The following is a 23,972-nucleotide window of genomic DNA, read 5'->3' on the forward strand; positions in this document are numbered from 1 at the left end:
CGACATAGTATATACAGTAAGTATTAATCCACTTCGTCGTCGAGCAGATCCGGGTCCAGATCCTCGAATTCGGTATCGCCGTTATCGTCGAAGTCGGTATCCTTCTCGAGATCGTCGCAGCCCCCTGCACATACGAGAACGCACACTTTCGTCTCGGCGACCAACTCAACCTGGAATTCCCGCTCCACTCGAATAACAACACCTCCCCCAGTGGACGAAACATTCGCTTCCACACAGTTCGGGTCCTGCGTTGCGACCGCAGACACCTCAACCGTGGAGGCTCTATGTTTCGAATCGAGATACGACAGCGGGACCAGTTCTACATAAGATACTGTCTCTTTTGCTACGTCTGTGCTCTTGTTTTTGTCGTAAGAATACCAAATGTTGATATCGTAAGTACCTACCACTTCGACTCCGTCGTTCGATTTGACAGCTTCATATTCATGGTTAATGACCCAAGCACCAAGAATACTGGACGGCGAGTGTGGCGGAGTTACGGTATGCGTCACTTGAGAAAACTTACGACCCTTGCCGCATACAGCTTTCGTGATGATTTCTCTGCAATGCGTATCTCTATGTGATGTCGACATCCTGCAAACCTCCTCCATGACAATCATTCAATTAAAGTGTATGCAGGACATAGGCGAATGTTGATTAATTGGATGCAGACGAATATAAATAATTCGGAAAACCCTGATATAATCGGTATTCCGCGTTTGATGCAAGCTCATGAAACCAGTGGTGGTATAGGCTTCGCGGCCAATCACCGGATTCCAACTCTTTCTTTTTGCAAACCAAAAAGCAGCGAGGTACTCCTCCCTGCCACCTTCATTTATAGTTCTTTTGCAATAAATATGATTGTTCCCGCCGGAACCCGGACTTTTTAAGATTGGTGGCGTACAGGCAAGCGGACGGTCATAACCGCTCCGCGCTCGCTTCCGTTCGCAGCCGTGATGGTCCCGCCGTGCATTTCGACGATTTTGCGGCTAATGGAGAGCCCGAGTCCGCTTCCGCCTCCCTTTCGGGTCCTCGACGGGTCTGCTTTATAAAACCTATCGAACACACGGGCGATACTTTCCTCGGGGATGCCTGCGCCGGAATCCTCAAAGGTAACGACCGCTTCGTCCGTAGTCTTAAGGAGCGTTACGAGGATGGTACCATTCTCCGGTGTAAACTTAACCGCATTATGAAGCAGATTGGTCCATACCTGTTCAAGCAGGTCCGCATCCGCCTGAGCCTGTACAGGCTCCAGCTGTGCGCTAAGCTCCAAATTTTTCGCAGCCCACTGTGGCTCCGCGGCCAAAATGACACGCTGCAACTGCTTGTCCAGCCTTAGGTCGACAGGATTGAAGGGATGCTTGTCGGAATCGAGCGAAGCCAGCTTCAGCATGTTGTCGGACAGCCGGGACAGACGAACGCTCTCCTGCTCGATAATGTCCAAATAATGGACCCGCTGCTCGTAAGAAAGATCGCCTTCCTTCAACACGCGGGCGAATCCGCCGATCGAGGTCAGAGGGGACTGAATTTCATGCGAGACGCTGGATATAAACTCCTGCCGCATCACTTCTATTTTTTCCAAATCGGCCGCCATATCGTTGATTCCTCGGACCAAAAAGCTCATTTGGCCATCATTCCACTCCCCCTCCAGCGGGATTTTTACCCTAAAGTCTCCTTTGGCGATCCGGCGGAGGGCGTCCATGATCGATTGCAGAAACGCATCCCGTCTTTTCCGCGTAAAGAGAGAAATCAGCATCATCGTAAAACCGAACAACAAGAAGCCGAGTCCGGACGTGATCAGATGATCGAGCAGAGGCGCAGGCTCCCAGGGAATCACTTCCATTAAATAGAAGGCCCCGATCCAGCAAACAGTCAGCCATGAAAACACGCCTATAAATAGCAGGCAGCTGATCAGGATCAATTTGAGCTTCGGGGAAAGCCGCTTCATCCTTTTTCCTCCAAACGGTATCCGAGCCCGCGAATCGTCCGTATTTCCAAACGATCCGCTTCCGCGAGCCTTTCCCGGAGCCTCTTGATATGAACGTCGACCGTGCGCTCGTCGCCTTCGTAGTCGAAGCCCCATATTTGCTCGATCAGAGCGTCGCGCGTCAGCGTTTTCCCCGGGTAGCTGGCGAGAAGAAACAGCAGCTCGAATTCCTTGAGCGGCAGCGTTACGTTTTCGCCTCCAATCCGGCATTCGAACGTTTTCCGGTCCAGCTCAAGACCGCCGATCCGGATTTGCTGAGAAGCGGCGATCCGGTAACGCTTAAGCAGCGCCTTCACGCGGGCGATCAGCTCCAGGGGCTCAAACGGCTTTACGAGATAATCGTCCGTTCCGAGCTCGAAGCCTTTTACTTTATGCACCGTTTCTCCTTTGGCGGTAAGCATGAGAACCGGCAGATCCGGGTAATCGTCCGCAAGATTCCTGCACAGTTCCCAGCCGTCCATCTCCGGCATCATAATATCGAGGATGACAAGATCCGCGCGTTTGCGGGAAAGCTCGTTCAACGCTTCCCGACCGTTTCCGGCTTCTTCGGTCGAGAACCCTTCCTTGCGCAGGAGGTGGGTGACAAGCTCGCGGATATGGCTGTCGTCATCGACGACTAAAATATACGGCATCACGATCCCGCCTTCAAAATCGGTTATGGTTGAGTTTAACGGTTTCTTTCCGACCTCGTAAACATAATCGTTCCGACGACGGTAAATACAAGGAAACAAGCGGCCATTACGGCCAAGTCCGTAAGCGGATGATGAATGACCACAAGATCGTATTCCGGAGTTCCCGCGTAAAAAACGGCTCTTGCAAAATCGATGCAGTAGGTCATCGGCATGAGCTTCGCCAAAAAGCCGAGCAGGCCGGTGGAATGCTGAATCGGAATCATCGCTCCGGAGAGAAACATTTGCGGCATAACGATCATCATGGAGCCGATGTCGGCCGACTTGCTGTCCTGAACGAAGCCGATGAATAAAATGCCGAGCGATCCTGCGACGAGACAAAACAGCGGGGTCAGCAGAAACAGGTAAACGATATGCATGCCCCCAAGAGGGATGTTCATAAGTAGTGCGACGAGTAATATGCCGAGCAGACCGACTAAGCTGGAAAAGCTGGAGCCGATCATCTTGCCGACGATAATCGTATATCGCGAAATCGGCGACACGTAAAGCTCTTGCGTCAAGTTTTGATTTCTCTCCTCGATCAGCGAGCTCATGCCGCTGACCAAGCCCGTGAACGTGCTGTTCACGATCATCCCGATCATCATGAATTGAAGGAAGTTGTATCCGAGTCCGCCGGCCATATTTTGCGACAGGCTCCCGCCCATCAGGCCGATAAAAATAATCGGCATCACGATGGAGACAATAAGCAAGGTGGGATTTTTAATCCCTTTCGTAATTTCTCTTGCGGCGATCGCCGCCGCGGCGTTACCTTCCCTTCTCCAAGCTGCAATCATGCCGAAACGCCTCCTTTGCCGGTTACCAGACTCAGATACGCTTCTTCCAGCGTCGGCTGGCGAATATCGAGCTTCGTTAACGGCGATTTCAAGCCTGCGACGATTTTTTGCGCTTGCCCTTCCCAGCAGGTGATCCGCAAGCCGCCCGGCTCCTCGACAAAGGGAGCGTTCAGTAGAGTAAGCTCGTTTTTCAACGTCTCGATGTCGTCCGATGCCAGCACCATCATGCCGGGGCCCGCCAACTGCCGTTTGATTTCATCCGGCGTTCCTAGCGCGGAGATTTTCCCGCCGGTCACCATGCATACACGATCGGCTTCTTCAGCCTCCTCCAAATAGTGAGTCGTCAGAAACACGGTAATCTTTTGTTCTTTTCGGAGCTGTTTCAAATAAGTCCATATGGACTGACGGGCCGAAGCATCGAGTCCTTGCGTAGGTTCATCCAGAAACAAAATGCGCGGGTTATGCATCAGGCTTCTCATAATTTCCAGCTTGCGCTTCATGCCTCCCGAAAAGCCTTTGACTTTCTTAAACAATTGGTCTTGAAGCCCGACGACTTCGGCCAGTTCATGGATACGCTGCCGGTATTCGGCAGGCATCATCCGATAAAGCGGACGATAGCCGTATATGCCGTAAATACTGACATGCAGACGAATGTTTTCCTCCGCCGTCAAATCCAGGTCCAGGCTTGGGTTCTGGAAGATGATCCCGACGTTTCTCCGGACCTCGGCAGCTTCCCGTTCTATATCGTAGCCGGCAATCGTAACTTGCCCCTCCGTCTTCGAGAGCGTTGTGGTCAGTATGGATATGGTCGTTGTTTTGCCTGCTCCGTTTGGGCCGAGAAACGCGAAAAACTCTCCCTGCTTCACCTCGAAGCTAATTCCGCCCACGGCCGGTTTGTCGGCTTTTTTGTATCGTTTCACCAAATTGTTTACCGCTATAATAGGTTCCATTCCGTTTCCTCCTCCATGATTGGTGCCGGCTTCAATCTGCGACCCAAGCCGATCACTTTCGGAACAGTACCTATCATAATCGGTAAATGTGAACTGAATATGTACTGCGTTCAGCCGGGGAAAACTCTTCTCATTCCAGCCTGTACTTTTCTCTCTTCGCGATGTTGAGATAATATTTCAACTCGTGGCACATTTGCAAAATGGCCGAGCGCACCTCGAACTCCTCGCGGCTTTGCGGCAGCGGCATGCCCTTGAACTGCTCCTCCAGCGCGGTGAGCCGCTTCTCCACGTTTCCAGTATACGTGTCGCTTTTGACGTCTACACTGAGCGCCTCGAACAGCTCCGCCACGAGCTGGCCGTGCGGCAAGCTGCTGTACACCTGGGCTACGATATGGATCATGTCCTCGATCGATTCGAGCTGACTTTCGCGCATACGGAAGTACTGGCCCCAGTAAGGCTTGCCGGGAAAAAGCCGGTTTTCCGCCGCCTTCACCGCTTCGGCCTTGCCGCTATCGATCGCTTCGCGCAGCTCGAGCACCTCGCTTCCGCTCCAGGCATAATCGACATCGCGCAAGCTGTGCGCGATTTGCAAAAAGATGGCGGAGAACAAATGTTCGACCCGCTCGCGCCCCATCTTCAGTTTGCGCTCGGTGTCCGGCATATAAACGATATTGACGAGCGTAGCCGTTCCCAGCCCGACCAGCAGCAATCCGATTTCGTTCAGGACGATCGGAATCGTCGCGTCGCCGATCGAGAAGACGTGGAAGACCGCTACGCAGCAGGTAGCGAGCCCGTTTTGCAGCTTGAGCCGGAGCAGCACCGGAATGGCAATGAGAATGAAGGCGGCCAGCACGAGCAGATGAAAGCCGAACACGACCAGCATGATCGTGGCGATAGCCAGCCCCAGCACCGACGCCCCGATGCGGACGAGCGAGGTGACGATGCCTTTGCGGATCGTCGACTCCACGCCCAGGATCGCCAGCAGTCCGGCGGACATCGGATACTGCAGCGTCAGCAGCATCGCCAAATAAACGGCAGCCACCGTGGCGATTGCGGTTTTCAAGGTTCTAATACCCATAGGCGACTCCCCCCTGTTTTTGTTTCTATAGTAAATCAACTCGGCTTCGCATTCAATCGGCGAGCTTGTCCGCTGGCGCTCCGGTAAAAAAGGATGCGACAACCTTCCGTCCTCCGCATCCCGTTTTCCTTTCCCTACGGCTTTCTGTTCAGTCTTGCTTCTATAGAAGCTACGACCCGGTACATCACAGTCGCCACGATCGCGATAATAACGAGACTCCCGAGCACAAGCGTAAAGTTGAACACTTGAAAGCCGTAAATGATCAAATAACCGAGCCCCTGCTTCGATACGAGAAATTCGCCGACGATCACCCCGACCCAGGCGAGCCCGACATTTACTTTCAGCGTCGATACGATAGCCGGAATCGAAGCGGGCAAAATCGCTTTGCGGAACGACTGGCTTTTCGTTCCTCCGAACATACGCACGACCTTCACATAGTTATCGTCTACTTCCTTAAAGCTTGCATACACGACCAGAGTCGTAATGATAACCGTGACGGCAAGCGTGGTCGCTATGATCGCCCCCATGTTCGGACCGAGTCCGACGATAAACAGCGGGCCAAGCGCCACCTTCGGCATACTGTTGGCCACAACGAGATAAGGATCGAGGACCCGGGACAGAAAAGGCGACCACCAGATGAGTGTAGCGAGCGCCGTGCCGAGCAGCGTACCGAGGAGGAAGCCCGCTCCCGTTTCCAGCACGGTCGTCCAGACGTGGGGCATTAGCGAGCCGTCGGCCAATTTGCCGGCCAGCAGCCTGGCGATCTTGCTCGGATAGCTGAACAGCAGCACGTCGATCCATTGGCGTCTTCCAGCCACTTCCCAGACGGCAAGAAAGACGAGCAAAATCGCGATTTGCGTCGTTAGGACGGCCACTGCTCGCCTGCGCAGCAACTTGCGATGCGCCGCAAGCACGTGGGAAGGGAGGTCGGCCGGCCGAGCGTCTCCGCTTCCGGCCCCTGCGTTCCGTATCATAACGGTTCCCTCCTCGCTTCCATGTCCTCGAACTCGTTCCATATTTCGCCGAACAGCCGATGAAACCCCGGCATTTCCCGCGCTTTCATCGGACTGGCCGCCCGAATCTCCTCCGGTATTCGAATATCCCGGCGCAGACGTCCGGGCCTGCGGTCCATCACGATGATCCGGTCGCTCATCGCGATCGCCTCCGAGATGTCATGGGTCACGAGCAGCGCCGATTTGCCCCACTTGCGCAGCGTATCCGCTATGAGCTGCTCCAACTGCAGCTTCGTCTGGTAATCCAGCGCGGAGAACGGCTCATCGAGCAGTAAAATGTCCGGCGACGTAACCAGCGTCCGCACGAGCGCCACCCGCTGGCGCATCCCGCCCGACAGCTGATGCGGATACTGGCCCGCTACGTCCCCGAGTCCCATCTCCGCGAGCAGCCCGAGCGCTTCGCTGCGCTGCCCCTCCGTTATGTTCCCGTGCAGCTCCAGCCCGATCAGGCTGTTGTCCAGTATCGTTCTCCACGGAAACAAGTAGTCGTGCTGCAGCATGTAGCCGATCTGCCGGGAAGGGCCGGTTACCGCTTTGCCGCCGACCTCCACGCGCCCTGCGGTCGGCGCGATGAGCCCCGCGACGATGGAGAGCAGCGTCGTTTTGCCGCAGCCGCTCGGCCCGACCAGACTGACGAACTCCCCGGCCTGAAGCGTAAACCCGATCCGCTCCAGTGCCAGAAACGCCGTTTTGCCGGATACGTATACATGGGAAACCTCTTGCAAAACTACTGACGGCTTCGCCTCGTCCACAGCCTTCACCGCCCTTCCCTCCGGTTCCTTATTTTTTGACGGTTTCGATTGCTTTCTGGGCGAACGTGTTGTTGACAAGCTTGCCGTAATCGGCCCGCTGCTGCAGCTCGCCTGCCGCCTGCATCACATCCTGCAAGTTGTTCCATTCCTTCTCGTCCACGATCGGGTCCGTCGCAAACGACGCCTGATCCTTGTACCGCTTCACGACCGCCTTGACGATCTCTTTATCCGTATCGGCGAAGAACGGCATAAGCGCAGCCGTTATGTCGTCAACCGGCTTTTCGGCCACCCAGCGCTGCGCTTTATAGACCGCGTTCGTAAATTTTTGAATCGATTTCGAGTTTTTATCGATAAAGCTTTTTTTGGACATGAACACCGTATACGGCAGCTGCCCGCTTTCCACACCGAACGAAGCGATGACGAAGCCCTTCCCTTCTTTTTCGATAACGGTCGCCTGCGGCTCGAACATTTGCACGTAGTCGCCGGTTCCCGAGGCGAAGGCGGCCGGAATGTTGGCGAAGTCGACGTTTTGAATCAGCTTCAAATCTTTTTGCGGGTCGATCCCTTTCTTCTTCAGCGTAAACTCGCCTGCCATCTGCGGCATGCCGCCTTTACGCTGGCCGAGGAATGTGCTCCCCTTCAGCATCGACCAGTCGAACTTGTCGATCTTTTTGCGCGACACGAGAAACGTTCCATCCGTCTGCGTGACCTGCGCGAAGTTGATGACCGGATCGCCGGAGCCTTGCTGGTTCACATAAATCGATGTTTCTGAACCGACGAGCGCCACATCGATCGCTCCCGACAGAAGCGCGGTCATCGTTTTGTCGCCGCCCGCCGTTGTCGTCAACTCGACATCCAGCCCCTCGTCCTTGAAAAAGCCTTGACTGATCGCCACGTACTGGGGCGCATAAAAAATAGAGCGGGTTACTTCGCCGATCCGGATCTTGGTCCGGTCCGCAGCGGTGCCGGAGCAGGCGGCGAGCGCAACCGCAGCGAGGGCGACCAGGACGGCCAGCAGCGGCTTCATCGTTTTGCCCATGTTGCCATTCTCCCTTTGCTTTTTGCCATCAGTTTATGCGGCTGCCCATGTATTGGTGTGAGGCCCGGAAGGGAAGGCGGATATAAACGGCGGCGAAAAGCAAAAAGGCAAGAGAGCGCGAGCTCCTTGCCTTTTATAACCCTTAGTTCAAGTTGTAAATGTCGCCGTACTTCTTGCCGAGGTAATCCAGCAAATATTCGGGATTCAGCGGCTCTCCTGTCACGCCCTCCACGATTTCATTCGGTGTCAGCAGCTTGCCGTGACGATAAATCTTCTCGACCAGCCACGTCTTGACCGCGGAAAATTCCCCTCTGTCCACCAAATCGTCGAGATCGCCGAGCTGCTTCTCCATCGTGGAGCGGATCTGCGCTGAGTACATGTTGCCCAGCGAATACGACGGGAAGTAACCGAACGCGCCTCCGGCCCAATGGACGTCCTGCAGCACGCCTTCGCCGTCGTGAGCCGGAACGACGCCGAGATACTCCTTATACTTCTCGTTCCAGTATGCAGGCAGATCGGCGACGCGAAGCGATCCGTCGAAAAGCTTCTTCTCAATCTCGTAGCGGATCATAATATGCAGATTGTAGGTCAGTTCGTCGGCTTCGATGCGAATGAGCGAAGGCTGCACGACATTGATCGCGTCGTAGAACGAGTCGACCGAAACGCCCTCGAACCGGTCCGGGTAAAGCTCCTGCAGTTTCGGGTAATATCGCTTCCAGAACGTCCGGCTGCGTCCGACCATATTTTCCCAGAAGCGCGATTGCGATTCGTGGATGCCCATCGACGTTCCCGTGCATAACGGAGTGCCGATCAGCTCCTGCGAAATATTTTGCTCATACAGCGCATGGCCGCATTCATGGATCGTGCCAAACAACGCGCTCGTTACATCGTGAGGCAGGTAGCGGGTCGTAATGCGCACATCGCCCGGATTCAGCCCTGTCGCAAACGGATGAACGCTCTCATCAAGCCGTCCGGCTTCGAAATCGTAGCCGAGCTCCTTCAGTATGTACAAGCTGAACGCTTTTTGCTGCGTCACATCAAACGTTTGCCGTAAAAACGCCGTATCCGGCACGTTCGACGATTGCCCGATAGCGGCCACAAGCGGCACCAGCTTCGCTCTCACGTCCGCGAACAACTGATCCAGCTTCTGGGTTGTCATTCCCGGCTCGTACATATCGAGCAGCGTATTGTACGGATGCCCCGCATAACCCCACAGCTCAATAAATTCGCGGTTCGCGGCAACGATTTTTTCCAAATACGGCTGGAACATGGCGAAATCGGCTTTCTCCTTCGCCTCTTCCCATACCGATTCCGCCTGGGACGTCAGAACGACGTATGCCTGGTATTTGTCCGGCGGAATTTTGATGCTGCGGTCGTATTCCTTCTTGCACTCCTCCACCAGCTTCCGGTCCACGGCGTCAAGCTGTTCGAAAACGCCCGGCTCCGACAACTGCTCCAAAAAGCGGCCCATTTCGCTCGATACGGACATTTTGAACATTTCTGCAGACAGCTCTCCGATGACCTCGGAACGGGCTTCTACGCCTTTGCGGGGCGCACCGGTGCGCAAATCCCAATACATGACGTCGAGCGCTTCCCCGTAGCTCTTCATCTTCTTCACATAACTGCGAAACGACTGTCTAAGCGCTTGGATCGATTCACTCATCTTGAACATTCCTCCTTCGTCAGCGGAAACGGATGGTTCCATCATACATTGGAGCGGCGGGAGGAATCAACTTCGCCGGCTTTTTGTGTTACAATCAGTACACTACGATTCCATGCGGGGAGGTTTCCGAATATGTACATTCACTTTACCGACGATGCGGCCGCCTTCATCCGTCAAACCTATTATACCGGAACGGCCGCAGGCGCCTTAAAGCTCGCCTACGATACCGACGGCTGCGGCTGCGCTGTGAACGGTGTCGCCGCCCTGTGGCTCGTCAATAACCCGGACGAGGACGACCAGCTTGCCCGCAGCAACGCGTTTACCGTATTTTTCGATCCGAAGCAGGCCGTTTTCTTCGAGGAAGAATTGACTGTGGATCGAAAGCCCGGAGGACCAACGCTCGTTCTGAAAAGCAAGCAGCAAACGTACAATTCGCACATGAAAACGATCGATTTCCGCACCGCAGCGGCCGGTTCGTCATCCGTTAAAGCCTGAATCGCAGCAAAAGGGCCTCTTTCGCACAGCGAAGAGGCCCTTTTGGCTTGCACTCACTTAATTGTCCAGATAACCTTTATCCACAACGTCGAGCTTGCCCGTCTTCGGATCGATCACGAGACCGTGAATCGGAATGTTCGGCACGAGCGGATGATGGCGGATCAGGCTGACGCTTTTGCGGATGCTTTCCGATACGTCGTCGAAGCCGCGCAGCCAATGCTCGATATTCAGGCCTGAATGTTCCAGAATTTGCAGCGTATCTTCGGCAATGCCCCGCTCGCGGAACTTATCTTTCATCGCATGCGGGTTAATGTTGCCCATGCCGCAGTCGTAGTGGCCGATGACGAGCACTTCTTCGGCGCCCAGCTCGTAGATCGCCACGATAATGCTTCGCATGATGCCCCCGAACGCCGTCGACACGACGCCGCCAGCGGATTTGATCATTTTTACGTCGCCGTTTTTGATGTTCATGCTCGCCGGCAGCAGCTCGATCAGACGGGTATCCATACAAGTGAGAATTACGAACTTTTTGTCCGGAAACTTCGACGTCAAGTAAGGCTCGTACTTGCTCTGATCTACGAACGAACGGTTAAAATCGATAATTTCATCTAATAGTCTGGCCATGTTCCAAGTCTCCTTATTCGTCCGGCAGCAGGCGTGCCCGCCGCGCGGGAGTGTCAATTGAAATATCCTTGCTTGACCGCCTTGCCGATCAGTTCCTCCGCATAGCGCCACAGCTCCGTCGAACCTTGTGCGATATGCTTGTTCCGCTCCAGCACCCGATCGCTCGAGATGCCGTGCTCCTTCCACGACTGGCCTTCGTTCTCGTAATTGAACAGCATCGGCTGCAGCCGGTCGACGGCCGCGGCGAATTTCGCTTCTTTCGTCTCACGCGCCTCGAACTGCATCCACAGGCCGATAAACTCGTCCTTCTGATCGTCCGGCAGCATACCGAACAGACGTTGCGCGGCTGCCTGCTCGCGCTCGAACTTGCCTTCAAGTCCTTTCTCGTCGTAGGCGAATGTGTCGCCGGCATCAATCTCGACGAGATCGTGGATAAGCAGCATCTTGAGCACCGTAAGCAGATCGAGATCCGGCTCGTTGGCATGCTCGTACAGGACGACAGCCATCATGGCGAGATGCCACGTATGTTCGGCATCGTTCTCGAATCTGTCGCTGCGTACGAGCCGTGTTTTGCGAAAAATATGTTTGAGTTTGTCGATTTCGATAATAAAGCTTAGCTGCTGCTCGAGCCGCATGGCCACCTGACCGCTCACCCCCGCGCTTCCTTGTATTCGTGCCGCCGATTGGCTTCTCTTTGCCGCGCTTCGATCACGTCGCTTCGGTCGCGAAGCGTATGTTTGTTTCTCAGGAACGAATCTTCCGGGTCGCTCGGCTGTTTCCAGTTCAGCCCTTTGGCCTCGCATACCGATTCGCACTTCGCGATCAGCCGCGCGTCCGCCAGCGGAATATCCATATCGGCAAACGGCGCCGCCTCGCCTGCATTCAGCTTGTGCAGCCGCCGCTCCGCTTCCCTGCGAAAAGCGTCCGCATCGATCCCGAGCTCCTTCAGATGGACCTGATCCATATTGCGCAGCGCCGCCGACATCATTTTCAGCGCGCCAGACTGATTGCCGCGTCTATGGTGGTACAGCGACACCGCTACTTGAATCAGTCCTACCCAGGTCCGACTTTTCGGATCGTGCGGGTGACGCTTCCAGTATTCCTCCAAAATTTCGTGACATTCAAACCAGTCCCGGCTGGCATGAAAATGAATCAAATAGTCGACGTACTCGTCCGGATACATCTGTAAGATCGCCTCCTATCCTATCGGGCGCAGTCCATCTACGTATTATATCACTTATCCGGCTCCGATGCAGTTGATCGGAGGCAGCAATTTTTTTATAAAAACTTTTTATCAAATATTTTTTTAAAATATGAAACCGATGCCGAAACTAATCGTAGTACAACTTGATAGGCAGATTGATTTATAGTACAGGAGGGTTTACCAATGAGAAAATGGGTGCTGGTACTGATGGCTTGCTTCGCCGTCGTAGCGTTCAGCGCGCCACAGTTTGCAGATGCGAAGCCGAAAAGCAGCTTCAATTCGGGCAGCAAGTCCTACTCCCCTACGAAGCCTTCGGACAATGTGTCCAAGACAGATTCGGGGAAAGCAACGACTAATCCGACTACACCGGCTACTGCTTCCAAGCCCGGATTTTTCAGCGGCGGCGGCTTTATGAAAGGCCTCATGATCGGCGGTCTGGCCGGTATGCTGTTCGGCGGCATGTTCGGCGGCATGGGCTTCCTCGGCAACATTCTCGGCCTGCTCATCAACGTCATCGCCATCTTCGCGTTGATCATGCTTATTCGCGTCGCTTATGTGTACTTCCGCGACCGCAATAAATCGAAGAAGAGGTTCGAGCCGTAATGACGCTTAACCAGCAGGAATTGATCAACGCCATATGCGAGCATATGGCCGAACGCAAAGGCATTTCGCCCGATCAGGTAAGCGTTCAGCTGGAATGGGAGGAAAGCCTCGGGTTTTCCGCCGAGATCACGATCGACGGCCGTTCGCACTATATTATCGAGGCGAACATGCTCGAGGCGGTCGAACGATACGTCCTGAACCATTACAATCGGCGCGTGTTCCGCAGCCAATTGGAGCTGGATGTTGAGGACGAGATGTTCTGTATCGTCAAAGAGTAACAAGTTAGCGAAGAGCGTTTCCGGGAAACCGGAACGCTCTTTTTTTGTCCGTTTCCGAACGTATCGCCCGATTATCGGTGCTACACCGTATTTTCTCTTGATATTTGGCCGATTCTCCCGAAATCTCGCAACTTTCTTCATCTTTTTACGTCTAATAGACGAGATTGATAGGGAGAGTGGCTGATCGAAATGAGAGGAAGCAGATGGGTTGCCGCGCTGCTCGTGTCGGTAACCGTATTGGTAACGCCGTTCACCGCTATGGCGGCGAACAAAACGACGAAGTACCGGGTGTATCAGAATGAAACGGCGGTTTCCGAGTTTTCCGACTTGAAGCAGGCGATCGCTTACGCAGGAGGGTATAAGGAAAGCTACGTCGAAGAGATTGGCTCGCGCAAATGGGTGTGGAACAATTACCCGCGCTACAAGCTGTACCAGTACGACGTATCGCTGCCCGGCTGGGAATTCGCCACGTTGGAGGAAGCGAAGGCGGTTGCCCGTTATTACGGTCACGCCGCGATCCGCGACATGCAGTCGACCTCCTGGGTGTGGAACAACTACCCGCGCTACCGGCTGTATCAGGGCTCTATCACGCTGGATACTTGGGAATTTGCCGACCTGAAGGATGCAATAGCCGCAGCCAAGTATTATCTGGGCTCTCATGTCATCGATCTGCAAACGAACAAGTGGGTATGGGATAATATATCCGCCGCGGAGAAAGACAAGCTCCGGCAAGGAGCGGGTATTTATAAGGTGCGGCAGCAAGGCGTATCGACGGATTTGGGCACGTTCGCATACTTGGAAGATGCCGTGACTGAAGCGCTGAAATGGTACGATTCGGTCGTAATCGATACGTCGAATAGCGGCGAGGTCGTGTATTCGAACGGCAGGCCGTACAAGGTGTATCAGAACGATACCCCGATCGCCGAATTCATCAGCGTCGACGAAGCGATTGCCTACTCGCAGTGGTATCTACATATTACGATCAAGCTGAACGGCAAAGAAATATGGACGAACAATCCGTACTATGAGGTATACCAGAACGACAATAAAGTGACCGCCTTCAAAACGATATCGGAAGCGCTCCAATTTTCGCAATGGTATACGGGGATATCGATTCGCACCTACCATGGCAAACGGATCTGGAACAACAGCTGCAAGCTGCTGTATTGGGGCTGGAACGGCTCGTCGGCCGCCGACACGATCAAGAAGCAGGTGCAGACGACCGTCGGACTCGATATCGACTCCCCCACCTGGTTCCAGCTCGCGGACGCAAACGGCGCGATGAAGGACATGTCGAACAAAGAATCGATCGCTTGGCTCAAAAGCCAGGGCTATGACATTCACCCGCTCGTCAACAACCAATTCGATTCGGCTTTAACGACGCAATTTTTAGCCAATCCGGCCGCACAGCAAACGTTTATTAAAGCACTCACCAACCGAGCGGCGGAGCTCGGCGTGGACGGGCTCAATATCGACTTTGAAAACCTGGCGGGCAAGGACCGCGCCGCTTTTACCACGTTCATGAGTTCCTTAACAACCGCGGCGCGTGCGAAAGGTCTGCTCGTTTCCGTCGATCTGCCCCGGGGAAGCGTGAAATGGAATCACTTGTCGGCCTTCGACCACGAGAAGCTCGCCGGCATCGTCGACTACGTCGTTACGATGGCTTACGATCAGCATTATTCCGGCAGCGACAAGCCCGGCTCCGTATCGGGTCTGCCTTGGGCGGAGGAAGGCGTACAGGAGTTTCTCGAATACGGCATTCCTAGAGACAAGCTGGTGCTCGGCATCCCTTACTATGTGAGAGAGTGGAAAATCAATCCAGGTACCGGCGCGCTGGAGAGCAACCGTGCCATCTATATGAAAGATATTCCCGCACTGATCGCCGCCAAAAAAGCGGTATCGACATGGGACCCGCAGTTTCAGCAGTATAAGGTCGAATATGAAGACGGCGGGTACCGCTACGTCTTCTGGCTGGAAAACGAGGAGACAGTCAAAGCCCGGGTCGACATTGCGAACAAGTACGACCTGGCCGGAGTCGCCGCATGGAGACTCGGCTACGAGACGACCGACGTGTGGAATTCGATTTTGCAGCTCAAATAAACCGTTACCAAAAGCAGCGTTCCTTTATGCGGATCGCTGCTTTTTGAAACTGCCGGGAACGGTCAACTTTTTGGCTGAACCTGCCGTACGAATTGGCGCTTGCCCTACGCATGACACCGATATAATGGAAGTAAATAAGAAGAGCACAGGAGGATGCCCATGTATACTTGCAGACCTGCGCAAAGCGAGGACTATCAAACGATATGTACGTTCGTAGAAACCGAAGACGAGCTGTATTTTATGTTCCCGTCGGGCAAGTTCCCGCTCCAGGCCGGGCAGCTCGAGCAAAATGCGAAAAACCGCTGGTGTCCGACCATCGTGGAGGATGAGAGCGGCATCGCCGGCTACGCGAACTTTTACGGCTACGAGGAAGGGAAGCAGTGTCATCTGGGTAATGTTATTGTCGCGCCAGCCCACCGGGGACAGGGAGCCGCCGCTTTTCTGATCCGAACGATGATAACGAAAGCGTCCGCCGAGTTAAACGTCCCCCGCCTCCTGCTCGTCTGTCACAGCACCAATCCGCGGGCGCTGCTGTTTTATGACAAGCTCGGCTTCAAGCCGTTTGCCTTGAGCAAAAAGCTCAACTTCCGGGGCGAGGCCATCGTCGGCATATCAATGGAGAAGCTGCTCGAACAGCCCTAGAAAAAGCAGCAAGCAGGCGGCGCCGGAGCGCCAGCCTGCTTGTTCCATATGCGGCTTAAATAAAATCGCTTTTCGTATCGAACTGGCTCGGCCTTATCGCCTGATGGTAAGGTTCGAACGTAGTCGTCAGCTCGTAGCGGCAGCCGGTTTCCGCCGAACGGTAGGCACCGAACATGATCTCATGCACATGGAGCTGCTGTCTCGCCGATTGCTTGGGCGGCTGACCGGAGCGAAGGCAGTGGATGAAGTGGCTCATGATGTCTTTGTCCGTGCTCTCCACCTGCTCCAGCTTCGGCGCATAACAGTCCTTCGCGCCCCGCCATACGACCGGCTCCGCATCCGGTATAGGCGCTGCCGGCGAATGGACAACGAGCGGGAACCCGCCGTCGTTCAACGCTACCGTACCTTTGCGGCCGTAAACGATCGTATTGTTCTGATTGAACGAGGTTCCCCACAAGGTCCGCACGACCGCATGCTGCCCTCCCGCAAATTCGACGATGGCGGTGGCGTTATCGTCCACATCGCTGAGCACCGTTTTCCCGCCGCCCACGATCCGTTTTGGGATTAGCGTATTCACTTCCGCCATAACGCTGCGCGCGGGTCCGAGCAAGCCGATTAACCGGCTGATCGGGTACACCATGCAATCGAGAATCGCCCCGCCATGCGAAACTGACTTGTCGTAATACCAGTTGTCGCGCGGAGGACCGGGAATATTGAGCTGTACTTCCGCCCCTGTCAGCTTGCCGATCGTTTCCTCACCCACATAACGAAGCGCGGTGATAAAAGCCGGATTCCAATCGTACGGCAAGCTCATCAGAAGCGCGCCGCTCCGCTCCGCAGCTTCCACCATACGGAGACAATCTTCATAGGACGTCGCCATAGGCTTTTCGTTTAGTACATGCAGTCCCCGCTCGAGTGCAGCCAGAACGACTTCCGCATGGACCGAATGAGGAGTGGTTACAATGACCGCGTCCAGCTTTTCCTCGTCCATCATCTGCTTGTAGTCGTCGTAAGCCTTGGGCACGTTGTACTTGTCCGCTTTCCGCTTCGCGTTGTCCAAATGTTTGGCGCACGTCGCCGCAAAACAGACTCCCTCCAGCTTCGCCGCCTGCTCAAAAAAACGGTTGCTAATATCTCCGCTTCCTACCATCCCCAGCGTGATCGGCCTCATTCGAACCATAACCTCCTGCTTGCGAAAATAATGATTGTAAATCTCTTCTATGATTAGAATAGACCGAATCGGCTGAGAAAGGAATCCCGTTTTTTACTTTTTCATCTTTTGATCGATACTTTTGTTAGCCGCCTCGGCCACGTCGCGGAAAGCCGTGTTCATATTTTTCGTATCGGAAGCCACGTCCACGTAAGGGGTTGCGAATACACAAAAAGACGGCGTACAGACCGCACTTTCATACGCAGCGAAAAAGAGGCATTCGCCAGTCGCAGCGGATGCCTCCTCGTTATCCTTCCCTTAACGCTCAATACGGCTCCGCGTCGCGGCCTTTGCGCACAGCTTGAGCCGGAGCTTCGCCGGCGTCTTTGTTGCCGAGCGGGCTTTGGCCGGAACTCTCTGCCGGAGCTTGCTGCAATCCCTCTCTCAAACGGCGGCCGTACTCTTCGTCGGCTTCCTCCGCCAGCGCGATCATTTTTGCCTGAATGCGCGAATCGCAGCGGGAGAGGTCCGTGACGAGATTGAGAATCAGATCGGCTCTTTCCCACTCCTCGAACCTGCGGAACGTTTCCCCCGCTTGCTTGGTGTTGCTTTGACGGTCGATCGATTCGCGTTTGACCTGGCCTGCCACGTACGGTGTATGCTCTTTCCCCGGTTGACTGGCCTCCGTCAATCCGCCAAGGATCGAGGGCTCGTAATTGATGTGGGGATTTTGTCCCGAGGCGCGATCCGTCCTAATCTGCATTTGTCCGCCGCTTTGGTTCGTGGCTACCCGCTTTTTCGGGGCGTTGATCGGCAATTGCAAATAGTTCGCTCCTACCCGGTGGCGCTGCGTATCCGAATAGGAGAACGTGCGTCCTTGCAGCATTTTATCGTCCGAGAAATCGAGACCGTCTACCAATACGCCGGTGCCGAAAGCGGCCTGTTCCACTTCCGTAAAATAATCTTCCGGATTTTTGTTCAGCACCATCTTTCCGACTGGCAGCCACGGGAACTGGTCTTCCGGCCACAGCTTCGTATCGTCGAGCGGATCGAAATCCAGCTCGGAATGCTCTTCATCACTCATCATCTGGACAAGCAATTCCCATTCCGGATAGTCTTCGCGCTCTATCGCCTGGTACAAGTCCTGCGTAGCATGATTGAAATTGGTCGCCTGGATTTCCCCCGCCTGCTGCTGCGTCAAATTTTTAATGCCTTGCTTTGGCTCCCAGTGGTATTTGACGAGCACGGCCTTCCCTTCGCTATTTACCCAGCGATACGTGTTTACGCCAGATCCCTGCATCATGCGGTAGTTGGCCGGTATCCCCCACGGCGAGTATACGAATGTCACCATATGAAACGACTCCGGCGAGCTGGAGCAGAAGTCGAAAAACCGTTCGCTATCCTGAATGTTCGTTATCGGGTCCGGTTTGAAAGCATGGATCATGTCGGGAAACTTCATCGCGTCGCGAATGAAAAAGATTTTCAAATTGTTTCCGACCAAATCCCAGTTGCCGTCCTCCGTATAAAATTTGACGGCAAAGCCGCGCGGATCGCGAAGCGTCTCCGGCGAATGGCCGCCGTGAATCACCGACGAGAAGCGGACAAATACCGGTGTCCGTTTGCCTTTCTCCTGAAATAGTTTGGCCCGCGTGTAGGTAGAGACGGGCTCTTCTCCGACCGTACCATATGCTTCAAAATACCCGTGGGCGCCTGCGCCCCGCGCATGTACGACACGCTCGGGCACTCGTTCCCGGTCGAAGTGGCTGATTTTCTCGATGAAATCGTAGTTTTCCAAAGTTGCGGGACCACGGTTGCCCACAGTTCTTATATTCTGATTGTTGGTCACCGGATGACCTTGCCGATTCGTTAATGTTAGATCAGTCTCATCCTGCCCCATCCTTGTCCCTCCATCCAGATGCTTGTTCTTTTAACCTCCCCAGTATTTCCTTAAGCAGGTGAATTATGTACGAAAACATCGCCAGCTATTCAAACTTGACTAGATATACACCTCGTGTTACCATTTCATGTATCGGCTATTCAAATTTGAATAGAAAGAGGCGGTTTCCTTCATGTCATCCGTTCGGCTGCTTGTACTCGGCTCCATCCTGCGCAGCGGCGCGAGTCACGGTTACAAAGTTTACAGCGATATTACGTCCTGGCGTGCGGACACTTGGACCAACGTAAAACCCGGCTCGATTTACCATGCTTTGGAGAAGCTGGAGTCGCAGCGGCTAATTCAGCCGGTACCTTCGCAAAGCGAGGAAAAGCCGGGGCCTTCCCGCACCGAATATTCGGTATCGGAGAAGGGAAAGGAAGAATTTTATTCGCTCCTCGAAGCGGCATTGAAGAGCAGTGATATCCAATCGTTCTCCGTCGGCGTTGCTTTTATGGAAATGATGCCTCGAACTGAAGTTTTGGCCCTGTTGCAAGAACGCCATACGCTCCTGCTCCATTCGGCGCAGTTCCTGAAGTCGCTGCCGACATCGGAGTTTCCATCCGATCCATCCAAGCACCCCGAGCTTGTTGGCCTGTGGGTTCGCTATGTAGAGAGCCAAGCAGAGCATACGCTACGGATGCTGCAACATATCGAGTCCGGCCAATATGGATTTAGGGAACATCATGTGAAGGAGGAGAACGAATGATTGAGGTTACGATGCACGACGGAACGAACATAAACGTCGATATCCAGGGGAAAGGCCAGGCGCTGCTATTGCCTGTGAATCCGAAACCCGCCGAAGGGGCTCAAGCCGAGGAGCTGAAGAAATGGGGCGTAGACCCCTCGCTTGGCAAAACGCTAATCGACGGTCTCAAAGACCGGTACCGAGTCATCGCCTTCGATTACGAGGGGCATGTCATCCTCAACCCGAAGCCGGATTCACTTACGCCGGAGCAGCTGTCAAACGACTTCTTGGCGATAGCGGATCGGGCCGGGGCGGAACGTTTCGCCTATTACGGTTACTCCTGGCTCGCTCTTGCCGGATTGCAGCTGGCCCTCCGCACGAACCGTTTGTCCGCCCTCATCATGGGTGGATTCCCGCCGATCGGCGGTCCTTATAGAGAGATGTTAAAAGTAACGACGGCTACTTATGCTATGGCTACCGCCAATCAAGGAACGTACGGCCCCAGCTATTCGCCGGAACAAGCGGACGAATTCGATTGGTCAACCGTAGAAGTCACCATGAGCGAAGCCCAGACGAAACAATTCGTTACCCTCTACGAAAGCTTGCAAAGCTTCGATGACTCCGCCATTCAGCATCTGCTCCGTTGTCCGCGTCTTTGCTTCGCCGGCAGCGCCGATCGAATCGAGTACGGCGAGAAATGGGGAGATGTCACGGTCGATATCGCCGGTCCACTCCTCAAGACCAGGGGCCGGCTGATCGAAGCCGGTTGGGACGTGGCTCTTTTAGACGGACTCGATCACACGAGCGCCATGCAACCTGTAAACGTACTTCCCCTTATTCGTCCCTGGCTTGATTCGAAACCAACTGCTGGCTGATACAAAAATAGCGATCCCTGTCTTGACACTCCTGCCAATATATGCACAATAAAGTTATAGTCTTCAATGAGAATGAAATCCATTCTTGACTCAATAAAGGAGCGGCACCATGATACTGATCGCTACGCTTGTCATTTATTGCATATGCTGCCTAGGCTTATTGAGTATTGCCTTCATCTTGTATTCACGTCATGAGGAGGCCCAGCACCCGACGATGCAAGAAGTAGTCGAACGCTCCAGAAAGCTCAGAATCGCCTATGAGGATGAGTCTCGTTCCTAAACGAAAGGCCGCCGGCTTCTCTCCTGAGCTTGAGAGAGCCGGGCGGCCTTTGCTGGCACACGTTATCGTCCAATTACTTTCCGTTTACCACTCGCCGATCCCCAGGTTCACCTGCCAGCCGATCCCGAACTTATCCGTCAAGGAGCCGTAACACTTACTCCAGAACGTCTCCTGCAGCTCCATGATCACGGAGCCGCCTTCCTTCAACCGGTTAAACGCCGTTTCGACTTCCTCTCGGCTTTCGCTCACAAACGATAGGCTGATGTTATTGCCCTGCGTAAAGGGCATGCCGGGAAACACGTCGGAGAACATCACGTTGCTCCCGCCGATCGATAGCCGCGAATGCATAATTAGCGATTTCGCTTCCTCCGGAAGCTTAAATTCCGGATTGGGTGGGACATCGCCGAACGTCATCATTTTCGGCGTTCCCAGACCGAATACCTCCGCATAAAATTGAATCGCCTCCCGACAATTGCCGTTAAAATTCAAATAAACATCTACCGACACACGCATCGCTCCTTCTTATCGATTATGGGTTCCTGCTTGTCCTACATCATTACTATACACCAGTTTGGCACTATTTCGGCAGCCGTATTCCAAAAAATGCCCTACTTTCTTGAAGCGGCACGTATCCCTATGTAACATTTCCATGACACTCCACCTTGATACGCAAAAAAGACGGATAAGCCTCATGGCCTACCGTCCCTGCCGCTCCCGGACCGATCGCTTTACCGGAAGATGCCCCACAACTTGATCAGGTGAAACGTATTGTTCGGATCGAGCTTCAGATCGATCACCATTTGCACGATTTGATTCGCCAGCGCGTCGGAGACCGGCTCATGCAGCGCCTTCGTCAGCTTGCTCAGCAGCGACTTGACCTTCACCCGGTCCTGCAAATCGGCTTTCGTCACCCCGTCCAAAAGCTGCTTCACCCGGTCTTTCGTATCGGGGTCTTTCAGCTTCAGCTTGATGCGCTCCACCAGTTCCCGCGGGATTCCGTAACTTTGATACGTAACCAACCGAACACCTCCCGGCATAGTCATTGTATACCATATGCGGGAGGTGTCCGGGTTACGCCTATTCTTTTGCCGATCTCCGGGAGTAGCTGCTTCAATCGAGCCGTTCGCCGTCCAATATTTGTTCTCGCTGCAAAAACTCGCGCAGCGGCAAATTGTCCGCCGCTGTCCAGAAGTCGGACTGGGCGACCAATTCAGCCGCGTCGTCCCGCGCGTGCTCCATGATCTCGAAGTCGCTCATCATATCGGCCAGCTTGAACTCCGGCAAGCCGCTTTGCTTCGTGCCGAAAAAATCCCCGGGGCCGCGCAGCTCCAAATCGCGGCGGGCAATCTCGAAGCCGTCGTTCGTCTCGGTCATGACACGCATTCGCTCCTTGGCCGTTTCGTTTTTCGGATCGGCGATCAGAATACACGTCGATTGATGCTCGCCCCGGCCAACACGCCCCCGCAGCTGGTGCAATTGCGACAGCCCGAAACGGACGGCATCGTAGATGACCATCACCGTGGCGTTCGGCACGTCCACGCCGACCTCGATGACGGTAGTGGATACGAGCACCTGCACGTCGTTGTCCTTGAACGCATTCATGATGTCGTCCTTCTCTTGTGCCGGCATCCGGCCGTGGAGCAGGCCGACGCGAAATTCCGGGAACGCGTGCGACATCTGGGCGTGCACGTCGATCGCATTTTGCACATCGAGCTTGTCCGACTCTTCGATCAGCGGGCAGATGATATAAGCCTGGCGGCCTCCGCTCACTTCTTTGCGGATAAAGTCGATTACACGCTCCAGCTTATCGTGCCCGAGCGCATACGTCTGAATCGGCTTGCGCCCTTTCGGCAGCTCCCGCAGCGTCGACACGTCGAGGTCGCCGAACGCCGTAATCGCAAGTGTCCGCGGAATCGGAGTCGCCGTCATCGTCAGCACATCCGGGTTCATTCCTTTGCGCCGGAGCACGCTGCGCTGGTTAACGCCGAATCGGTGCTGCTCATCGGTTACGACAAGTCCGAGATTGCGGAACATCACATCGTCCTGGATAAGCGCATGAGTACCTACTACAACGTCAATAAGGCCCATATGCAGCGAATTGATCGTGTCCCGGCGCTGCCGGTCCGTAAGGCTTCCGGTCAGCAGGCCGACCTGAATGCCGTACGGCTCGTATAGCCGCTCCAGCGACCGTTTGTGCTGCTCGGCCAATATTTCCGTCGGTACCATGAGCGCCCCCTGGTGTCCGGCCCGTACCGATGCGAATAGCGCGGCGGCGGCTACAACTGTCTTGCCCGCTCCCACATCACCCTGGAGCAGCCGGTTCATGCAGTAGGGCTGCTTCAAATCATGCAAAATTTCGCCGATTACTTTTTTTTGCGAATCGGTGAGCTTGAACGGCAGCGCGCGGACAAACTGGCGCACGACCTCGTTGTCGAACTCGTGGGCTACCCCGTCGGCTTTCTTCCGCTGAAGCGCCCGGAACGCGTGCATTTTGAGCTGGAAAAAAAACAGCTCCTCGTACACGAGCCGCCTGCGGGCCTGTCTGCCTTCCGCCGCATCGTCCGGATGGTGAATCCGGTAAACCGCCTGCTTGCGCGCCATAAAGCCGTACTTGTCCGTAAGCTGCGGCGGCAGCACCTCCGGCACAAGCGCGCCGAACTGCGTCAGCGCCTGCTTTACCGTTTTGCGCATCCATTTTTGCGACAATGCCGCCGTCAGCGAATAAACGGGCTGCAGCGTTCCCGTCTGCGATGAGCTCCCGCCAGGAAACTCCGCCTCGGAAACCGTAAGCTGCAGCCTTTTCGCCTCCCATTTTCCCGTCAGCACAATTTCCTGTCCGGGACGAAGCCGATCCTTCAGAAAATGGCGGTTAAACAGGACCGCCGTCACGAACAGCGGGTCCACGTACACTTTGCAAGACATTCTCGATTTGCTGCGCCCGTACATTTGCAAAGCCGGTTCGCTGTACAGCTTACCCTGAATCGTTATTTTCTCGCCGTCCTTCACTTCCGCCAGATCGCGAATCCGGTAGTCCTCGTACCGGAACGGATAATAGTCGATCAGGCGCGCCACCGAATCGATCCCAAGCTCCTCCAGCTCCTTCGCCTTGGCCGGAGTAACACCCGAGACAGAACGGACGGGCAGCGAGTGCAGATCCAT

The 23,972-nt window shown here is 54.6% G+C and carries 25 protein-coding genes; 7 read left to right on the plus strand and 18 right to left on the minus strand.

What is annotated here, in order from left to right; translation table 11 throughout:
* Positions 1 to 23: 23 nt before the first annotated feature.
* The 10 genes from D7M11_RS01100 to D7M11_RS01145 all read right to left on the minus strand — a co-directional run bounded on the left by D7M11_RS01100 (position 24) and on the right by D7M11_RS01145 (position 9,941).
* Positions 24 to 590: an outer spore coat protein CotE gene (locus D7M11_RS01100; protein ID WP_120745299.1), complete on the minus strand. Its 567-nt coding sequence runs from the start codon at positions 588 to 590 to the stop codon at positions 24 to 26.
* A 293-nt stretch (positions 591 to 883) separates the two neighbouring features.
* Positions 884 to 1,945, minus strand: coding sequence for a sensor histidine kinase (locus tag D7M11_RS01105; protein WP_120745300.1), 1,062 nt, complete (start codon positions 1,943 to 1,945; stop codon positions 884 to 886).
* Entirely contained in the window at positions 1,942 to 2,616 is a 675-nt protein-coding gene (locus D7M11_RS01110) for a response regulator transcription factor (RefSeq protein WP_120745301.1), read from the minus strand. Before D7M11_RS01110 ends, D7M11_RS01105 begins: the two co-directional genes overlap by 4 nt.
* 35 nt (positions 2,617 to 2,651) lie before the next feature.
* Entirely contained in the window at positions 2,652 to 3,446 is a 795-nt protein-coding gene (locus D7M11_RS01115; RefSeq protein WP_120745302.1) for an ABC transporter permease, read from the minus strand.
* Positions 3,443 to 4,396 carry an ABC transporter ATP-binding protein gene (locus tag D7M11_RS01120; protein ID WP_120745303.1) on the minus strand — a complete coding sequence of 318 codons (954 nt, stop codon included), beginning with the start codon at positions 4,394 to 4,396 and terminating at the stop codon, positions 3,443 to 3,445. Before D7M11_RS01120 ends, D7M11_RS01115 begins: the two co-directional genes overlap by 4 nt.
* A gap of 130 nt (positions 4,397 to 4,526) precedes the next feature.
* A complete protein-coding gene (locus D7M11_RS01125; protein ID WP_120745712.1) occupies positions 4,527 to 5,474 on the minus strand; it encodes an aromatic acid exporter family protein in 948 nt (315 codons plus the stop codon).
* A gap of 134 nt (positions 5,475 to 5,608) precedes the next feature.
* Complete coding sequence (locus D7M11_RS01130; protein ID WP_120745304.1) at positions 5,609 to 6,448, minus strand: ABC transporter permease; 840 nt, start codon at positions 6,446 to 6,448, stop codon at positions 5,609 to 5,611.
* A complete protein-coding gene (locus tag D7M11_RS01135; protein WP_120745713.1) occupies positions 6,445 to 7,239 on the minus strand; it encodes an ABC transporter ATP-binding protein in 795 nt (264 codons plus the stop codon). Before D7M11_RS01135 ends, D7M11_RS01130 begins: the two co-directional genes overlap by 4 nt.
* Positions 7,240 to 7,267: 28 nt before the next feature.
* The gene (locus D7M11_RS01140; protein WP_120745305.1) at positions 7,268 to 8,278 is read right to left on the minus strand and encodes an ABC transporter substrate-binding protein; all 1,011 of its coding nucleotides are present in this window, start codon (positions 8,276 to 8,278) and stop codon (positions 7,268 to 7,270) included.
* Between the two features lie 142 nt (positions 8,279 to 8,420).
* Complete coding sequence (locus tag D7M11_RS01145) at positions 8,421 to 9,941, minus strand: carboxypeptidase M32 (RefSeq protein WP_120745306.1); 1,521 nt, start codon at positions 9,939 to 9,941, stop codon at positions 8,421 to 8,423.
* Positions 9,942 to 10,073: 132 nt separating this feature from the next.
* Between D7M11_RS01145 and D7M11_RS01150 the strand changes: the two genes are divergently transcribed.
* Complete coding sequence (locus tag D7M11_RS01150) at positions 10,074 to 10,436, plus strand: iron-sulfur cluster biosynthesis family protein (protein WP_120745307.1); 363 nt, start codon at positions 10,074 to 10,076, stop codon at positions 10,434 to 10,436.
* Positions 10,437 to 10,493: 57 nt separating this feature from the next.
* Here the strand turns inward: D7M11_RS01150 and D7M11_RS01155 are convergent, their stop codons facing one another.
* From D7M11_RS01155 to D7M11_RS01165, 3 genes are read right to left on the minus strand one after another with little or no spacing between them, the layout of a single operon-like run.
* A complete protein-coding gene (locus D7M11_RS01155) occupies positions 10,494 to 11,060 on the minus strand; it encodes a beta-class carbonic anhydrase (RefSeq protein ID WP_120745308.1) in 567 nt (188 codons plus the stop codon).
* A 53-nt stretch (positions 11,061 to 11,113) separates the two neighbouring features.
* Entirely contained in the window at positions 11,114 to 11,713 is a 600-nt protein-coding gene (locus tag D7M11_RS01160; RefSeq protein ID WP_420817390.1) for an HD domain-containing protein, read from the minus strand.
* On the minus strand, positions 11,710 to 12,243 hold the full coding sequence (locus D7M11_RS01165) for a DUF309 domain-containing protein (RefSeq protein WP_120745309.1): 534 nt from the start codon (positions 12,241 to 12,243) through the stop codon (positions 11,710 to 11,712). Before D7M11_RS01165 ends, D7M11_RS01160 begins: the two co-directional genes overlap by 4 nt.
* A 204-nt stretch (positions 12,244 to 12,447) precedes the next feature.
* Here D7M11_RS01165 and D7M11_RS01170 point away from each other — a divergent pair, with 204 nt between their 5' ends.
* The 4 genes from D7M11_RS01170 to D7M11_RS01185 all read left to right on the plus strand — a co-directional run bounded on the left by D7M11_RS01170 (position 12,448) and on the right by D7M11_RS01185 (position 15,887).
* Complete coding sequence (locus tag D7M11_RS01170; RefSeq protein WP_120745310.1) at positions 12,448 to 12,867, plus strand: hypothetical protein; 420 nt, start codon at positions 12,448 to 12,450, stop codon at positions 12,865 to 12,867.
* Positions 12,867 to 13,145: a DUF2653 family protein gene (locus tag D7M11_RS01175; protein WP_120745311.1), complete on the plus strand. Its 279-nt coding sequence runs from the start codon at positions 12,867 to 12,869 to the stop codon at positions 13,143 to 13,145. Before D7M11_RS01170 ends, D7M11_RS01175 begins: the two co-directional genes overlap by 1 nt.
* Positions 13,146 to 13,334: 189 nt before the next feature.
* Entirely contained in the window at positions 13,335 to 15,245 is a 1,911-nt protein-coding gene (locus D7M11_RS01180) for a glycosyl hydrolase family 18 protein (protein WP_120745312.1), read from the plus strand.
* A 159-nt stretch (positions 15,246 to 15,404) separates the two neighbouring features.
* The gene (locus D7M11_RS01185) at positions 15,405 to 15,887 is read left to right on the plus strand and encodes a GNAT family N-acetyltransferase (protein WP_158606374.1); all 483 of its coding nucleotides are present in this window, start codon (positions 15,405 to 15,407) and stop codon (positions 15,885 to 15,887) included.
* A 55-nt stretch (positions 15,888 to 15,942) separates the two neighbouring features.
* Here the strand turns inward: D7M11_RS01185 and D7M11_RS01190 are convergent, their stop codons facing one another.
* The gene (locus D7M11_RS01190) at positions 15,943 to 17,058 is read right to left on the minus strand and encodes a Gfo/Idh/MocA family protein (protein ID WP_158606375.1); all 1,116 of its coding nucleotides are present in this window, start codon (positions 17,056 to 17,058) and stop codon (positions 15,943 to 15,945) included.
* 304 nt (positions 17,059 to 17,362) lie between these two features.
* Entirely contained in the window at positions 17,363 to 18,934 is a 1,572-nt protein-coding gene (locus D7M11_RS01195) for a catalase (RefSeq protein ID WP_120745315.1), read from the minus strand.
* A 172-nt stretch (positions 18,935 to 19,106) separates the two neighbouring features.
* Here D7M11_RS01195 and D7M11_RS01200 point away from each other — a divergent pair, with 172 nt between their 5' ends.
* Together D7M11_RS01200 and D7M11_RS01205 are read left to right on the plus strand one after the other, a co-directional pair.
* Positions 19,107 to 19,679: a PadR family transcriptional regulator gene (locus D7M11_RS01200; RefSeq protein ID WP_120745316.1), complete on the plus strand. Its 573-nt coding sequence runs from the start codon at positions 19,107 to 19,109 to the stop codon at positions 19,677 to 19,679.
* Positions 19,676 to 20,533, plus strand: a complete 858-nt coding sequence (locus tag D7M11_RS01205) for an alpha/beta fold hydrolase (RefSeq protein ID WP_120745317.1) — start codon at positions 19,676 to 19,678, stop codon at positions 20,531 to 20,533. The genes D7M11_RS01200 and D7M11_RS01205 overlap by 4 nt, the downstream gene beginning before the upstream one ends.
* 364 nt (positions 20,534 to 20,897) lie before the next feature.
* On the opposite strand, the gene D7M11_RS01210 is transcribed toward D7M11_RS01205, so the two are convergent.
* From D7M11_RS01210 to recG, 3 genes are all read right to left on the minus strand, one after another.
* Positions 20,898 to 21,320, minus strand: coding sequence for a VOC family protein (locus D7M11_RS01210; protein WP_120745318.1), 423 nt, complete (start codon positions 21,318 to 21,320; stop codon positions 20,898 to 20,900).
* Between the two features lie 221 nt (positions 21,321 to 21,541).
* Positions 21,542 to 21,832, minus strand: a complete 291-nt coding sequence (locus tag D7M11_RS01215; protein ID WP_240040910.1) for a stage VI sporulation protein F — start codon at positions 21,830 to 21,832, stop codon at positions 21,542 to 21,544.
* Between the two features lie 91 nt (positions 21,833 to 21,923).
* Positions 21,924 to 23,972: an ATP-dependent DNA helicase RecG gene (recG, locus tag D7M11_RS01220; protein WP_120745320.1), complete on the minus strand. Its 2,049-nt coding sequence runs from the start codon at positions 23,970 to 23,972 to the stop codon at positions 21,924 to 21,926.

It is taken from the genome of Paenibacillus ginsengarvi (assembly GCF_003626695.1).
GTDB classification, from domain to species: domain Bacteria; phylum Bacillota; class Bacilli; order Paenibacillales; family NBRC-103111; genus Paenibacillus_AB; species Paenibacillus_AB ginsengarvi.

What these genes read in the sequence shown, in the direction of transcription:
- D7M11_RS01105 (WP_120745300.1), bottom strand. Translation starts at nt 1,945, where the DNA reads ATGAAGCGGCTTTCCCCGAAGCTCAAATTGATCCTGATCAGCTGCCTG.
- D7M11_RS01190 (WP_158606375.1), bottom strand. Translation starts at nt 17,058, where the DNA reads ATGAGGCCGATCACGCTGGGGATGGTAGGAAGCGGAGATATTAGCAAC.
- D7M11_RS01100 (WP_120745299.1), bottom strand. Translation starts at nt 590, where the DNA reads ATGTCGACATCACATAGAGATACGCATTGCAGAGAAATCATCACGAAA.
- D7M11_RS01110 (WP_120745301.1), bottom strand. Translation starts at nt 2,616, where the DNA reads ATGCCGTATATTTTAGTCGTCGATGACGACAGCCATATCCGCGAGCTT.
- D7M11_RS01195 (WP_120745315.1), bottom strand. Translation starts at nt 18,934, where the DNA reads ATGGGGCAGGATGAGACTGATCTAACATTAACGAATCGGCAAGGTCAT.
- D7M11_RS01155 (WP_120745308.1), bottom strand. Translation starts at nt 11,060, where the DNA reads ATGGCCAGACTATTAGATGAAATTATCGATTTTAACCGTTCGTTCGTA.
- D7M11_RS01145 (WP_120745306.1), bottom strand. Translation starts at nt 9,941, where the DNA reads ATGAGTGAATCGATCCAAGCGCTTAGACAGTCGTTTCGCAGTTATGTG.
- D7M11_RS01165 (WP_120745309.1), bottom strand. Translation starts at nt 12,243, where the DNA reads ATGTATCCGGACGAGTACGTCGACTATTTGATTCATTTTCATGCCAGC.
- D7M11_RS01130 (WP_120745304.1), bottom strand. Translation starts at nt 6,448, where the DNA reads ATGATACGGAACGCAGGGGCCGGAAGCGGAGACGCTCGGCCGGCCGAC.
- D7M11_RS01170 (WP_120745310.1), top strand. Translation starts at nt 12,448, where the DNA reads ATGAGAAAATGGGTGCTGGTACTGATGGCTTGCTTCGCCGTCGTAGCG.
- D7M11_RS01140 (WP_120745305.1), bottom strand. Translation starts at nt 8,278, where the DNA reads ATGGGCAAAACGATGAAGCCGCTGCTGGCCGTCCTGGTCGCCCTCGCT.
- D7M11_RS01200 (WP_120745316.1), top strand. Translation starts at nt 19,107, where the DNA reads ATGTCATCCGTTCGGCTGCTTGTACTCGGCTCCATCCTGCGCAGCGGC.
- D7M11_RS01205 (WP_120745317.1), top strand. Translation starts at nt 19,676, where the DNA reads ATGATTGAGGTTACGATGCACGACGGAACGAACATAAACGTCGATATC.
- D7M11_RS01175 (WP_120745311.1), top strand. Translation starts at nt 12,867, where the DNA reads ATGACGCTTAACCAGCAGGAATTGATCAACGCCATATGCGAGCATATG.
- D7M11_RS01185 (WP_158606374.1), top strand. Translation starts at nt 15,405, where the DNA reads ATGTATACTTGCAGACCTGCGCAAAGCGAGGACTATCAAACGATATGT.
- recG (WP_120745320.1), bottom strand. Translation starts at nt 23,972, where the DNA reads ATGGATCTGCACTCGCTGCCCGTCCGTTCTGTCTCGGGTGTTACTCCG.
- D7M11_RS01150 (WP_120745307.1), top strand. Translation starts at nt 10,074, where the DNA reads ATGTACATTCACTTTACCGACGATGCGGCCGCCTTCATCCGTCAAACC.
- D7M11_RS01120 (WP_120745303.1), bottom strand. Translation starts at nt 4,396, where the DNA reads ATGGAACCTATTATAGCGGTAAACAATTTGGTGAAACGATACAAAAAA.
- D7M11_RS01125 (WP_120745712.1), bottom strand. Translation starts at nt 5,474, where the DNA reads ATGGGTATTAGAACCTTGAAAACCGCAATCGCCACGGTGGCTGCCGTT.
- D7M11_RS01115 (WP_120745302.1), bottom strand. Translation starts at nt 3,446, where the DNA reads ATGATTGCAGCTTGGAGAAGGGAAGGTAACGCCGCGGCGGCGATCGCC.
- D7M11_RS01180 (WP_120745312.1), top strand. Translation starts at nt 13,335, where the DNA reads ATGAGAGGAAGCAGATGGGTTGCCGCGCTGCTCGTGTCGGTAACCGTA.